A 12,644-nucleotide genomic window follows, 5' to 3' on the forward strand; every position below is an offset into this window, starting at 1 on the left:
CCGACGAGGTACCGGTGCTGCCAGGTTGGAGGTTGCTCATCGGTGAGGAGCGGCGGCCCAGCTCTCCTGGCATGGCCCCATTCCGCCTGCGGGCCGCTGTCGAGGAGTGGCGGGGGATCAGCCGGCGTCCCTTGGTCAGGCCCAATTCGTGCTGGAGGGCTTCTGGGATTTCGCCCCCGCACGTCGTGTCAAAGGGCGGCAATCAGCCCTCCGAGGTGAGGCTGGCGGACAGATCGAACCAGACGGTCTTGCCAGTGCCAGTCGGGTGGACGCCCCAGCGGCGGGACAGTTCTTGGAGCAGGAGCATGCCGCGACCGGATTCTTCATCCATGCCAGCCTCCCGCTGCCGAGGAGTAGTTGGGTCGGCGTCGCTGACGGCGCAGCGCAGGGTCGAAGCAACGATCGTTACGGTGAGCACGATCGGCCCTGCGGCGTGCTGAACAGCGTTGGTGACCAGCTCGCTGACAAGCAGCTGGGCGGTGTCGGCGTCCGCAAGCCGCCATGCGGCCAGTGTCTGGCCCACGAACCGCCTGGCATCGAGGACCGCACTCGGGTGGCACGCCAGTTCCCGCGAGGCGGCAGCACGGTGGCTCCGGCGGAGAGTGGGCCTCTGCGTGTGCGAGGCAGCCAGGACGCGCATCGACGAGGGGAACCGCTGCAGAGATTTCATCACCATCACCGGAATGTGAAGCGAGGCGGCTTATGCGTACAGGTGCAGAGGCGCAGACAGTCGCCAGAGGGAACGCGGACTCGAATCGCGGGGCCCTCGGCTTGGCGCTGGCCAGTCGAGCAGCGTGTGTCTCGCGGTAGCCACGGAGAAGGACCGCCGAGGACTGCATCTTCTCCGGCTGGGCTATCACCTTCGCTGACGACCTTGGCCACGCCCCGGCCAAAGAGCCTCTGGTGGACCGTGACGATTCGCGGAATCAGGTCGACGGCAGTCCGGGGGCTGTGCGGATGGGCGATGGTTGTTCGTCGACCGATCCGGTGCCGGCTGAGCCTGGGACTGAGAAGGCGAGACTCGATCTGTGGGGCGGTACGGGCCAGGCCGCCGTGGTGCGGGTTGGTGACCGGAATGGACATGTGGCACTCCCGGGGACGGGACCGAAGAATCATTCATTTCGTATGATTCATCCCCTCAGGTGTATCACGCTCGGCGTTTGATTGGCAATGGGAAATCATACATTCTGCATGATCCATTCCCATTGATCGGTGCATGCCGATTCACCGGCACTGGGCCCGCCCCCTGAGCGGGTGGTAGCAGCCACGCGGTCGTCTCCCTACTCATTGACGGAAGGACCCGGCAGCGTTCCCGTGCGCGGTCGCCCGCCCCCCCAAACCCGGGAGCCCCGGTTGGAGTCGCCGGGCACGCACGGCCCGTAGTCGAAAGCAGGGCACGAGGAAGAGGTCTGCGGAGCACCAGGGTGCGGACAGCAGGGTGCATTCAGTGGCGGTGATCTGCCGACCGCAGGTCCAGCAGGGCATTGAAGGCTGCACGTCGGTCTTCGACGATCCGTGTCAGCGTCTGGGACCCTGCGGGGTCGCAGACGGCCTGGGCGATCGCGGCGGCGCGCACGGGTGGGTCGCCGAGGTGGCGTCTGCTTGGGCAGGATTCCGCCAGAGGGGCAGGTGCGCCACACCGGCACGGTGAGCTCGCCGTGACGGAGGCACGTGACGCAAGAGGCGCAGCCCACAGGATCAGCACTGTGACCGCTGCTGTACGGGGCGAAGCACGCTCACCCCGCTGTCCCGCTCCGACCCACCACCGGATGCGCCCGTAAGCGGAGAGGTGGTCGAGGACGAGGTCGGGGCGCCGTCGGGCCAGGCCGGGATCGATCCCAAGGTCGGCCCAGTCGCCGGCAGCCGGTACGGTGTCCCCCTCTCAGTAGTTCGCGAGCCCAGAGCTGAGATGTCTTCGATCCGCTCTTGCCGCGATCGGTCGGATTCGGTCCCGTCAGCAGCCCCCGTTGCAACCCTGATCACGGCGTCGTCAGGCATGGCATCTATCACACGGAATGCATGATTCTTCGCTAGAATGAGACCGTGTCTCTTACGCCCGGCCACCGTCGCCCTCCGACCCTGAGCAACCCCCGTGTCCAGCGCACCCGCACCCACATACTGGCCATCGCTCGCGAGTTGCTGCCAGGAGTCGGCCCGGCCGGATTGACCTACGCCCTGTTGGCCGACCGGGCCAAGGTTACTCGCCAGACCCTCTACCGGCACTGGCCCACCCGGGACAACCTGCTCTCCGACCTGATGCTGGAAGGCCCCGATGTGGCCTACCCCGAGCCCAGCACCGATGTGCGCACCGTCGCCACGGCGTGGCTCACCAGCCTCCGCGCAGGCCTCAGCGACCCACCCACCCGCGCCGCCACATTCGCCGTGATCGCCCAGGCCAATTACGACCCGGACAGCACCCAGGCGCTGACACGGATCGTCGAAGACCGACACGCAGCCTTCAACACCCTGCTGGAACCCTCCGGCCGGCAGATCACCGCCGATGAATACACCCTGCTGACCGCACCCGTCCTCTTCCGCCTCCTCATCGAAGGACGGAAGGTCACCGACCAGTTCATCGACGCCGTCGCCGCCCAATGGCTCACCACCCTCAACCAGTCCGACCAGCCGCAAACTGAGGAATCGGCCAAAGACTGAACGTATTCAGCGGTGAGCCTCCATGGCGAAGCCTGGTGATGCCAGGCTTCCGCCCAGCACCGGGCTGTCGACATTCGTGGCTTCCTCGAAAAGATCGACCGTCAGACCGAGCCCCGGCTGGCGGTCCACGTCATCCGCGACAACCGCTCCGCCCACAAGGCCCGTGGTGCACAACTGGCCGTTCACGCAGCCCCACTTGGGGGCTGCGTAGCGAGATAGGTGGTTTCCCGGTTTCCGGCCAGCTGTCCGCGGCTGGATGCTGCGTCAGTCGGGATCCGCTGAGGTCGTCCTGACCGTTCGGCTCCCAGGTGATCGTGCAGGGAGACAACGATGCTCTCTGTCTCTGTTCATGGGGGAAGGTCATGAAATGCCGCGCGCAGGCTGTGTCCCAATTTCACTGGCGTTGGTTGTGTTCCTTGTCGCAGCGTCGGTCATTGCTGGGATGTTCGTCTTCGCCGGCGAGCTGGCCGCGGTACTCGTGAAGAATGCCCATCTGTTCACATCGCTCGTCGTTGTGGCTGGCATGGCATGACTGTTGTAACAGGGCATGCCGCCGTGCGCCGCCGCCCTGCCCCCGGCACGGGCCTGGACGCCGCGCTCGTCGGTTACCTCCCCACGCCAGGTGACCTCGCGGCCCTCACCGGATTACCGGAGCACGCCCTCTCACGTGATCAGGTGCGCACGCTTCTCTTCCCGGACGGCCGCGCCCAGCTGCTGGAGGAGACCGCCACGCCCCTCGGCACATCAGGATTCATCTGCATGCCGCTGTTCGCCGACGAACTCACCTCAGGAGCGGACCTCGCCGCACGCTCCGCCCGCGCGGTCGAGCGTGCTGCGCCACTCGGGGCACGCACCGTCTCTCTGGCGGGCATGATCCCCTCCCTCACAGCTACGGCTACGACGTCCTGCGGGAGTTGCGCAGGACTCCGGTCGTCTCCGTCACCACGGGCCACGAGATGACAGCCGTCTCGGTCGTGAAAACCGTCCGCGCCGCGCTCGAAGGGACCGGCCGTCAAATTCCCGAAATCACCGGGGCGTTCGTCGGCTGCGGCTTCAGCGGCATGTCCTCACTGCGCCTGATCCTCGCCCGCAGCCCCCACTCCCCGGCCGGGATGATCCTGTGCAACCTCCCGGGAAGCGGCCCACGGCTTCGTCGGCTCGCCGCGGAACTGGCCTCCCGCATGCCGGGGCGGCGGATCCGCGTCATCGAGTCCGGACCGGCGTTGCCCGACGCGGTGTACGAGGCGGATGTGCTCGTTACCGCGGGTGGAACCGCCGCCCTGCTCGAGGTCAACCGCCTGCGGCCCGGCACGATCGCCTCCTGCCGCCTCGAGTCACTGCTCCACGCCCACCTCACGGCTCCTGACGGCGCGTCGAAGGGGTCCCAGGCCAGAGCCCCTCCCGGATGCCGTGTGTTCCACCATGCGCATTCCGAGCCGCTCAACGGCATACCTAGACCTAGACGAAGAAAACAAGGTCGATGGCTGCACGGTCGAGCCGCCGGTTTGCAACTCCATTGCCACCCCCAACTGATTGAGACAGAAAATGATGAGAAGGCCCGGTCGGCCCGACGGCATATCTTTCGGCAGCAGAGAGGAGAAGGCACTACGGACTTGGAAGCCCAATACACCGAAGTCCCGTTTGGGACTTCTGACGTTCACTAGCACAAGCATCGTTGCTGCCGTGCTCATCATGCAGCTGCAGCCGGAACCAATTCAGCGAGTGCCTGAGCACAACGCACTCCCTGGCCACCACCATTCGGTGGTTCCGGCGGCAGCAACGGTGTCGACTGCGGCATATCTCCCCCGCACGGGCTGGACTGCTACAGCCAGCGACGAGGAAACCACTGGCGTAAACGGTCGGGCCGCCAATGTCCTCGACGGCAAAGCCGACACCATCTGGCACAGCCGTTGGTCGGGGACCCCGCAGAAGCTGCCCCGCTCCATCACCATCGACATGCACCGACCCCAGACGGTCTCTGCTCTCGTGTACCAGCCCAGGCAGTCCACGTCCGACAAGGGGTCGGCTAACGGAAGGATCGGCCAGTACGAGATCAGCCTCAGCACCGACGGCAAAAACTGGACATCAGTGTCCCGGGGCACACTCACCGACGACGCCACCGTGAAGACCCTCGAATTCACTCCCCAAAGCGCTCGCTACGTCCAACTGATAGCCCTCACCGAAGCGGGCAACCGCGGACCGTGGGCATCAGCGGCAGAAATCAACCTGACTCCCCCCACTGCTCCACTGGTGAACCTCCCTCGCACGGACTGGACTGCTACAGCCAGCGACGAGGAAACCACTGGCGTAAACGGTCGGGCCGCCAATGTCCTCGACGGCAAAGCCGACACCATCTGGCACAGCCGTTGGTCGGGGACCCCGCAGAAGCTGCCCCGCTCCATCACCATCGACATGCACCGACCCCAGACGGTCTCTGCTCTCGTGTACCAGCCCAGGCTGTCCACGTCCGACAAGGGGTCGGCTAACGGAAGGATCGGCCAGTACGAGATCAACCTCAGCACCGACGGCAAAAACTGGACATCAGTGTCCCGGGGCACACTCACCGACGACGCCACCGTGAAGACCCTCGAATTCACTCCCCAAAGCGCTCGCTACGTCCAACTGATAGCCCTCACCGAAGCGGGCAACCGCGGACCGTGGGCATCAGCGGCAGAAATCAACCTGGCCGGACCCGCCGATCCAGCTGAACACGGCAGCTGGGGGCCGAAAATCGATTTGCCGCTGGTACCCGCTGCAGCAGCCGTCCTGCCGAACAACAAGCTGCTGCTTTGGTCCTCCAACCGACCTGCCTCCTTCGTGGGCGATCATGGCTATACCCAGACCGCGATCCTGGATCTGACCACAGGGAATATCTCCGCATCCCGGATAAACGTGACGCATCACGACATGTTCTGCCCAGGCACAGCAATACTGGCCGACGGGCGGGTACTTGTAACAGGCGGAAAGGACTCCGACAGTGCCAGTATCTACGACCCTTACGCTGACAAGTGGTCCTCGACCACAAAAATGAACATACCTCGGGGCTACCAGGCGATGACACCACTGTCGACAGGAAAGGCTTTCGTTCTGGGCGGCTCCTGGAGTGACGCTAAGGGGGGCAAGGATGGCGAGGTCTGGTCGCCCGTCGACGGCAGCTGGCACCGACTCAAGGTGCCGGTTACATCAACCTTGACGCAGGATGAAGTATTCCGTAGCGACAATCATCAGTGGCTGTACGCCTTCTCAAACGGGCGCGTACTCCAGTTCGGACCGAGTAAGCAAATGAACTGGATTGAAACCGAAGGCGATGGAGACATCAAGAAGGCTGCGGATCGCGCAGACAGCGGCGACGCGATGAACGGCAACGGTATAGCCTATGACGTCAATAAACTCCTCACTCTAGGAGGCGCTCCTCACTACGAGCTTAACAACGCAACCAACCATGCCTATACCCTCGAACTAACGCATACCGACGATGCGAAACAGCCCGAGGTCAAGGCTCAGCGCACCGGCGACATGGCGTTCCCCCGGACATTCTCCAACAGTGTGGTGATGCCGGACGGTAAGGTTGCCGTCTTCGGCGGGCAGGCCTACTCCCACCCCTTCACTGACGACGCGGCAGTTCTCACTCCCGAACTCTGGGACCCGGAAACTGGAAAATTCACCCCGCTCGCCAGTATGCGTGTTCCGCGTACCTATCACAGCGAAGCCACCCTACTGCCCGACGGGCGTATCTTCACCGGCGGCGGCGGCCTCTGCCCCGACACCTGCTCAACAAACCATCCCGATGGGCAGATCTTTACGCCGCCCTATCTCATCAACAAGGACGGCACGAAGCGATCACGACCCGAAATAGACCTTGCGCCCACAACTGCCGAGAACGGCAAAAAGATCACCGTGACCACCAAGCAGGTGGTTAAGTCGTTCGTCCTCGTACGGACCTCAGTTGTCACGCACTCCACCAATAACGACCAGCGCCGCATTCCGCTCACATCAGAGGCCAAGGGTGCTAACAATTACGAGCTCAGTATCCCTGGCTCCGGTACGGCTCTCCCCGGCACCTACATGCTCTTCGCTCTTGACGGCAACGGGACGCCCAGCGTAGCCAAAGTCATGAAGATCAACACGCTGGCGAAGCCAAAATGATGACGATCAACTGACGCCGTGGAACCACTGATCGGGTGACGACTGCCGGCGCGTAAAAGGCGAGGCCCTCGAGCTGTTGAGTTGGACATATCGCGTATCAACTCTTCAGCCTCGGGGGCCTCGTTGGTTACGTATCGGCCGCACAGGACCTTCCGCACGCGCTTGTGGAGTCGGTGGCGATGCTGATCGTCACCGGGGAGGGTGACGGCCGCTGCAAGCTCCGCACGTCCGGGCGGGCCATGGTGGCGCTGGTGTTTCTGCGCAAGCACTACTCCCTGGCCGAGATTGCGGCCGGCTTCCGGATTGCACACGGCCGCCCGCATCACCCGCGGCGAACGCCGTATATCAGCAGCTTGGCGAGACTCTCAACGCGGTTGGACATACGCGGCGTCGGCCCCGAGACCTTGAGGACGGCCAGAATGTGCCCGTGTCTGCTCCGGACGGGAACCCCGACCGATGTCAGACCGACCTCGACCTCCTCCGACGCGACGGCGTATCCCTGCTGACGCTCCTTGCGCAGCCGCGCCGATAGCTCGCCCAAGTGCCGCGGAGAGTTCGGCGCCGCTCGGGGATCGGCGCCGAAGGCGTTCGCCGTACGGGCCTCGACGAGCTCGTCTTCGGCGTCGAACATCAAGGCGCGACCCGAGGCCGTGTAGTGCATGGCGGAAGCCGTCCGACCCAGCCGCCGCCACGCAGCGAGCTCTGCGACTCCTCCCGCATGACAGTCAGGCACCGGTTGGCTTCCTGCACGCGCAACAGCGCCACCTCGCCGGTTTGAGCCACCAGACCCTGCAGCAACGGTCGGGCAGCGCGCACCAGCACCAGATCGCCCGCTCCTGCCGCCATCACGCGGACCCGCCACCCCAGCCGGTAACGGCGGGTGTCCGGATTCTGGTCGACGACGCCTGCCCTTTTCAACGAGTGCCGCATCCGCGACACCTGGCTCCGCTCACGGAGCGATCAGCGCTGCTCCCCCGCCCTCGGCATCGAAGGCGAGCAGCAGCTGGGCCACCTCAAGACGCTCGTCAGTGGGGCAAGTGCCTTGATGCGTCTGAAGAATGCACCGCGGCGTGCACGTGTGCGGTCGTGAGTGGCAAGCGGTTCGCTGGGATGTCCTACGGGATGCGGGGTGGTTCGGCTGTGGCTGGTGCGGGGGTGGTGTGGGCGGCGGCCCAGGCGGCGATCTGGGCGCGGGAGGTGAAGCCGAGTTTGGTGAGGATGTGTTCGACGTGGCCTTCGGCGGTGCGTTGGGAGATGACGAGCTTGGCCGCTATCTCCTTGTTGCTCAGTCCTTGGGTGACGAGGTCGGCGACTTGAAGTTCACGGCGGGTCAGTGGGGGTGTGTCCTGGGGGAAATGTCCCGCGGGGGTGGGGTTGGGGGTGGTCTTGCCGTGCAGGGCGTAGGTAATGGCCTCATTGAGGCTGAGCTTGATGCCCTGGCCCACGGCGTCGGTGAGGGCTCGTTCGCCCAGGGTGTGGTGGAGCAGTTTCCGGCATTCGTCGTGGCAAGTGACGAGGTAGGAGACGGCTGAGGGTGCTGCACCGGAGCGTCGCCAGAGCATTTGGCCGGCGCCGAGAAGGATGGCGGCGTGCTGGTGGCGGCCGTCGGCTGCGGCGGCCCAGGCGAGTACGTCCAGGCAGAGGGCGATGCCGAGTTGGTCGTTGAAGGGCTGTTTGAGGCGTAGGGCTTTGCGGGCGAGTGCAGTGGCCTTTTGTGGTTCGCCGGCACGCCAGTGCTGCAGGGCGAGGATCCACAGTGCATGGGATGTGCTCAGCGGGGCCTGGTGTGTTTCGCTGAGGTCGAGGCATTGTGCGCCGAAGGCGCGGGCGCGGGGGTCGTCGTGCACGGTGCAGGCCAGGGCCAGCAGCCAGGTGGTGCTCCATTCGTCGGTCGGCCGGCCGAGGCTGCGGTAGCGGTCGAGGGCATTGTCCAGGGCGGTGATGGCGGTGGGGAGGTTGTCGCTCATGAGGGCGGCGAGGCCGGCTAGTTGTGCGGCCTGAGCGAGGGCCAGAGGATCGCCCAGCTGTTGGGCCAGGGCTCTGCATTCGGCGAGCAGGGCACGGCCTGATTCGGTGTCCCCTTGGAGCAGGACGAGCCATCCTTTGGCCCATAGGGCTTTGGCCCGGTCCGTACTGGGTTCGGTGTCGAGGGCGAGGGCCCGATCGAGCCAGCGCCGGTCGTCTTTGAGGAAGCCGTGGCCGAGGCAGCGGCCCCACAGTGTCGCTGCCATTAGCAGGCCGGAGCGGATTCGGGTGGGTTCGCTCAAGCAGGCGTCCAGTGCGCCGCGCAGGTCGGCCTGCCCCATGCGCAGCCGGGTGGACCATTCGAGCTGGCCCGGGCCGAACCAGGCGGTGTCCAGGTGGGTTACGAGGTTCAGGTACCAGTCGCGGTGGCCGCGGATCATGGCGGCTTCGTCGCCGGATTCGCGCAGCCGGTCCCGCCCGTAGTGTTGGATGGTCTGCGGCATCCGGTAGCGCACGAGGGGGTCGTACTGTTCGCGGGAGAGGATCGATTTGTCCACCAGGCCGGCAATCAGATCGAGGATCTCTTCGCGGGCGATGCCGTGACCTGAGCAGACCTCTTCGGCCGCCTCGAGTTCGCAGCCGTCAGCGAAGACCGACATGCGGGCCCACAGGGCCTGTTCCTGTGCTGAGCACAGGTCGTAGCTCCAGTCGATCATGGCCCGTAGCGTCTGCTGCCGGGCTTGTGCACTGCGGCTGCCGCGGGTGAGGAGGCTGAACTGGTCGTCGAGGCGTTGGAGGACCTGTTCGGGTGAGAGCACGGGCAGCCAGGCCGCGGCCAGTTCGATGGCGAGCGGGATCCCGTCCAGCCGCTGGCAGATGCGGGTGATCGCTTCGGCGTTGTGGGCGGTGACGGCGAAGTCGGGTTGCCGTGCTGTGGCTCGTTCGGCCAGGAGCTGCACCGCCTCGCTGTTCGCTGCGGCCTCGGGTGACATGGGGTTGTCGGCGGGCGGTACCGGCATGGGGGGCACCGGCATCACCCATTCGCCGTCCACGCCCAGAGCCTGGCGCGAGGTGGCGAGAATCTGCAGCTTACTGGCGGCGGCGAGCAGTTGGTGGGCCAACTGCGCGGAGGCATCCAGCACGTGTTCGCAGTTGTCCAGCACCAGGAGCAGCTGCTTGTCTGCCAGGTAGTCCGCCAGGGTGGTCAGCGGCGGGCGGGGGGAGGAGGTGCCCAGTTCCACGGCGGCCGAGACCGCTCGCGCCACCGCGGCGCCCTCTGTCACTGCGGCGAGCTCCACCAGCCACACCCCGTCCGGGAAGGCACGCCGGACCTTGTGGGCCAGGTGCATGGCCAGTCGGGTCTTGCCGATCCCGCCGGGGCCCGTCAAGGTCAGCAGCCGCGCGGCGAGCATGGACTGCCGGGCCTGGGAGGCCTCCTGCCGCCGGCCCACGAAACTCGTCAGGTCGGCCGGCAGGTTCCCCCGTCCGCGCTTGAGCATGGACATGGCACTCACTCTCAGTACGGAGACGGCAACCTAATCACACGGCTCGTATGATTTTCGGTAACGCCAGGTATATCACACGGTTCGTATGATTTTCGAGGATCATCTTGCGGCTATCCGACGCGCCGAAGCCGTGAGAAAGCGGGCGACTGCAGACCGTGACCTCGAGTGAGTCCGCATGGGCGACGGTCACACAGAGGCATCAACCGAGCACAGTCCGGACCGGTAGGGCAGCTCCCAGATCTCGTCGTCGGCGCAACCGCAGGCGCCACGGCGAGAAAAAGGGCCCGCGTGCCTCGTCCGTAGCGGTGCATCACTCCTGTCTGCTGGGGTGATCCCGGCCACCGTGCGCGGTACGTCCGCACGGCCTTGTCACGCCTGACCCGATGGCCGGAATCCGATGAGGGTGGCTAGATCATCAGCGCACCGAGAAGGGCACGTCACCCGGGAAAACACCTACAGAGGTACCTGCGGTGGGGGTGCCCGCGCTCACGAGGGCCAGGTTCACGAAGGCCAGATTGAGGAAGGTGTGCCGGCCGGTTCAGCCGAGCAGCTGATGCCACCCCACCGTGGCGCCCCCACCATGGCCGCTCGCCGCTCGCCGCTCGCCGCTCGCCGCAGCTTCACCCAAGGCATCCGTCCAGGGAATCCCGCAGCCCAAATGCCCGAATCCGCCTCCCGACCTCCCACTTTCACAAAGGCGTCACGCCTGCTTCGGAACGCCACTGGCCCGGCCCACCCCGCAGCCACCGCTGATACCGCACTCGACGACCTCGGCGCGGCGATGTCGCGATGTACCGAAGGACGCAGCCTCGGCATTCCGGCCTCGCGGATGCCGCTCGCCGAGAGCACACCCCGTCGACTTCTCGCCGTGGCCGGCTGACCCAGCGTCCCTCATGGAGCTCAACGGCAACCGGGGGGTAGGAACGTTCAGTTGCCCGCCTGCGTGACGTGCGGCCGGTCAACCGCTCGCCGGATATCTGGCGGTCCACATCGAAGTAGGTACAGAAATGCGCAGTTTCCTAGTCGCCCCGCCTATGCCTGAAGAGTCCTATATGTGCGTCTCTGCTCTCGGAAAGAACGAAGGTGGGTCTCATGAGTGTCCCCAGTCCCCTGTGCTTGTCCTCGGACGTACCGGACCGCGGTACCTTCAGCCACGGGCATTGCCGTACCTGCTCCGCCGCAACCGGACCGGTCACGCGTCCCACCCGTCACGTCCGCCCAGCCGTCCCGGTGATGTCGCTCGCACGCCTGCTGCGACGACGGGGAGATGCCGCTGCCGTGCGGGTCAAAGGCCTGGCCCGACACCTCGGCCGGGTACACGGGGACGCCGTCTGCTGGCCGCTGGACCAGAACCCGCGTGCCCCGTCCCAGGCAAGGCGGCTGATCCGCGACCAGCTGGCCCGATGGGGACTGGACGAGCACGCCGACACCGCCGGGCTTCTGGCCACAGAGCTGGTCACCAACGCACTTACGCACGCTCGGGGTCCAATATGTCTGAGCATGGCCCTGTCCCCCCGGAAACGGCGGCTGCGCTGCGGTATCACCGACGTCAGCCCCCTCCCGCCCCGGCCGCACCGCGCCCGGCATGACGAGGAACATGGGCGGGGACTGCAACTGCTCGATGAGCTCGCCAGTCGGTGGGGCTCACGGCAGACGTCGGGCGGCAAGACCGTCTGGTTCGAACTGCGCACAGGCGGTGCTGCCCGATTCCCCCGACTGAGCCTGCGGCCGTCCATTCACCGCGGGATCAAGGCATCCGCCCTTGGGCCCGGTTCCTGACGTCCGGCGGCCAGCATGCGCGGCGCCAGGGTGGCCCGAGGGCGCTCCGAGACGACGAGGAAGCCCGATGCTCTGCGTAGCGGGACAGGTACCTTGCCGGTGTTCGTTCTCTTCTCCCCCGCCGCATGCTGTCTCAGTCAAAGAGCCGATGGGGCCGCCGCGGCCAGGCTCTTGCTCTGACTCCCCATCAGTGCATAGGGAGGCGTCGATGTGCTGCCTGCCCTTCATCTTGATGGGGAGAAGAACATGACATCGCGTGTGCAGGCCGAGGCCGGAGTCCTCGCGCTCACGCTGATCGCACTGTTCGTCACAGCGTCAGTCGTTGTCGAGATCGTCGCTGACGAGGATGTCGTAGCGCTTATCAGAACGGCCATTCACATTGCCCTCATGCCGTTGTGAGCCCGGCAATCGCTGACTGAGCACGGCTGCCTCGTGGCAGGGAAGGCGGCAGGTGGCCTCCGCTGATCCGGCGCAAGGGTCGGCGCGCGGCCGCGGGTGCAGGCGAGCGCTCGCGGTTCCGGTCCCTTGCGCCGTCACCCTCCAGGTTCGGCGACCACGCGGCGAGCGCACCGTTGCCGCTGGGGCGGGCCCACG

Annotated in this window: 11 protein-coding genes and 1 pseudogene; 7 read left to right on the forward strand and 5 right to left on the reverse strand. The window is 65.9% G+C overall.

What is annotated here, in order from left to right; all coding sequences use genetic code 11:
- Positions 1–202: 202 nt before the first annotated feature.
- Positions 203–676: an ATP-binding protein gene (locus OG905_RS09260; protein WP_328667250.1), complete on the reverse strand. Its 474-nt coding sequence runs from the start codon at positions 674–676 to the stop codon at positions 203–205.
- A 1,367-nt stretch (positions 677–2,043) separates the two neighbouring features.
- Between OG905_RS09260 and OG905_RS09265 the strand changes: the two genes are divergently transcribed.
- Complete coding sequence (locus tag OG905_RS09265) at positions 2,044–2,655, forward strand: TetR/AcrR family transcriptional regulator (protein ID WP_328667251.1); 612 nt, start codon at positions 2,044–2,046, stop codon at positions 2,653–2,655.
- Between the two features lie 6 nt (positions 2,656–2,661).
- On the opposite strand, the gene OG905_RS09270 is transcribed toward OG905_RS09265, so the two are convergent.
- Positions 2,662–2,841 carry a hypothetical protein gene (locus OG905_RS09270; protein ID WP_328667252.1) on the reverse strand — a complete coding sequence of 60 codons (180 nt, stop codon included), beginning with the start codon at positions 2,839–2,841 and terminating at the stop codon, positions 2,662–2,664.
- A 342-nt stretch (positions 2,842–3,183) separates the two neighbouring features.
- Here OG905_RS09270 and OG905_RS09275 point away from each other — a divergent pair, with 342 nt between their 5' ends.
- From OG905_RS09275 to OG905_RS09290, 4 genes and pseudogenes are all read left to right on the forward strand, one after another.
- Entirely contained in the window at positions 3,184–3,615 is a 432-nt protein-coding gene (locus OG905_RS09275) for a hypothetical protein (RefSeq protein ID WP_328667253.1), read from the forward strand.
- A complete protein-coding gene (locus tag OG905_RS09280) occupies positions 3,612–4,319 on the forward strand; it encodes a hypothetical protein (RefSeq protein ID WP_328667254.1) in 708 nt (235 codons plus the stop codon). The genes OG905_RS09275 and OG905_RS09280 overlap by 4 nt, the downstream gene beginning before the upstream one ends.
- A gap of 28 nt (positions 4,320–4,347) precedes the next feature.
- Complete coding sequence (locus tag OG905_RS09285; protein WP_328682135.1) at positions 4,348–6,801, forward strand: discoidin domain-containing protein; 2,454 nt, start codon at positions 4,348–4,350, stop codon at positions 6,799–6,801.
- 179 nt (positions 6,802–6,980) lie between these two features.
- Positions 6,981–7,124: pseudogene (locus OG905_RS09290) on the forward strand (IS5/IS1182 family transposase); the annotation flags it as partial.
- Here OG905_RS09290 and OG905_RS09295 read toward each other — a convergent pair.
- From OG905_RS09295 to OG905_RS09305, 3 genes are all read right to left on the reverse strand, one after another.
- The gene (locus OG905_RS09295; RefSeq protein ID WP_328682137.1) at positions 7,124–7,432 is read right to left on the reverse strand and encodes an IclR family transcriptional regulator domain-containing protein; all 309 of its coding nucleotides are present in this window, start codon (positions 7,430–7,432) and stop codon (positions 7,124–7,126) included. The pseudogene OG905_RS09290 and the gene OG905_RS09295 sit on opposite strands and share 1 nt — an antisense overlap.
- Complete coding sequence (locus OG905_RS09300) at positions 7,432–7,731, reverse strand: hypothetical protein (RefSeq protein WP_328682848.1); 300 nt, start codon at positions 7,729–7,731, stop codon at positions 7,432–7,434. The genes OG905_RS09295 and OG905_RS09300 overlap by 1 nt, the downstream gene beginning before the upstream one ends.
- 185 nt (positions 7,732–7,916) lie before the next feature.
- A complete protein-coding gene (locus OG905_RS09305) occupies positions 7,917–10,271 on the reverse strand; it encodes an ATP-binding protein (protein ID WP_328667255.1) in 2,355 nt (784 codons plus the stop codon).
- 1,233 nt (positions 10,272–11,504) lie between these two features.
- Between OG905_RS09305 and OG905_RS39125 the strand changes: the two genes are divergently transcribed.
- Together OG905_RS39125 and OG905_RS09310 are read left to right on the forward strand one after the other, a co-directional pair.
- On the forward strand, positions 11,505–12,050 hold the full coding sequence (locus tag OG905_RS39125; protein ID WP_443043914.1) for an ATP-binding protein: 546 nt from the start codon (positions 11,505–11,507) through the stop codon (positions 12,048–12,050).
- 210 nt (positions 12,051–12,260) lie between these two features.
- Positions 12,261–12,449, forward strand: coding sequence for a hypothetical protein (locus OG905_RS09310; protein WP_328667256.1), 189 nt, complete (start codon positions 12,261–12,263; stop codon positions 12,447–12,449).
- The last annotated feature ends 195 nt before the right edge of the window (positions 12,450–12,644 follow it).

The organism is Streptomyces sp. NBC_00322 (assembly GCF_036147535.1).
In the GTDB taxonomy this organism is placed as follows: domain Bacteria; phylum Actinomycetota; class Actinomycetes; order Streptomycetales; family Streptomycetaceae; genus Streptomyces.

Coding starts and splice junctions, on each gene's coding strand:
- OG905_RS09280 (WP_328667254.1), top strand. CDS start 3,612: ATGACAGCCGTCTCGGTCGTGAAAACCGTCCGCGCCGCGCTCGAAGGG.
- OG905_RS09300 (WP_328682848.1), bottom strand. CDS start 7,731: ATGCGGCACTCGTTGAAAAGGGCAGGCGTCGTCGACCAGAATCCGGAC.
- OG905_RS09295 (WP_328682137.1), bottom strand. CDS start 7,432: ATGTTCGACGCCGAAGACGAGCTCGTCGAGGCCCGTACGGCGAACGCC.
- OG905_RS39125 (WP_443043914.1), top strand. CDS start 11,505: ATGTCGCTCGCACGCCTGCTGCGACGACGGGGAGATGCCGCTGCCGTG.
- OG905_RS09260 (WP_328667250.1), bottom strand. CDS start 676: ATGGTGATGAAATCTCTGCAGCGGTTCCCCTCGTCGATGCGCGTCCTG.
- OG905_RS09285 (WP_328682135.1), top strand. CDS start 4,348: ATGCAGCTGCAGCCGGAACCAATTCAGCGAGTGCCTGAGCACAACGCA.
- OG905_RS09275 (WP_328667253.1), top strand. CDS start 3,184: ATGACTGTTGTAACAGGGCATGCCGCCGTGCGCCGCCGCCCTGCCCCC.
- OG905_RS09305 (WP_328667255.1), bottom strand. CDS start 10,271: ATGTCCATGCTCAAGCGCGGACGGGGGAACCTGCCGGCCGACCTGACG.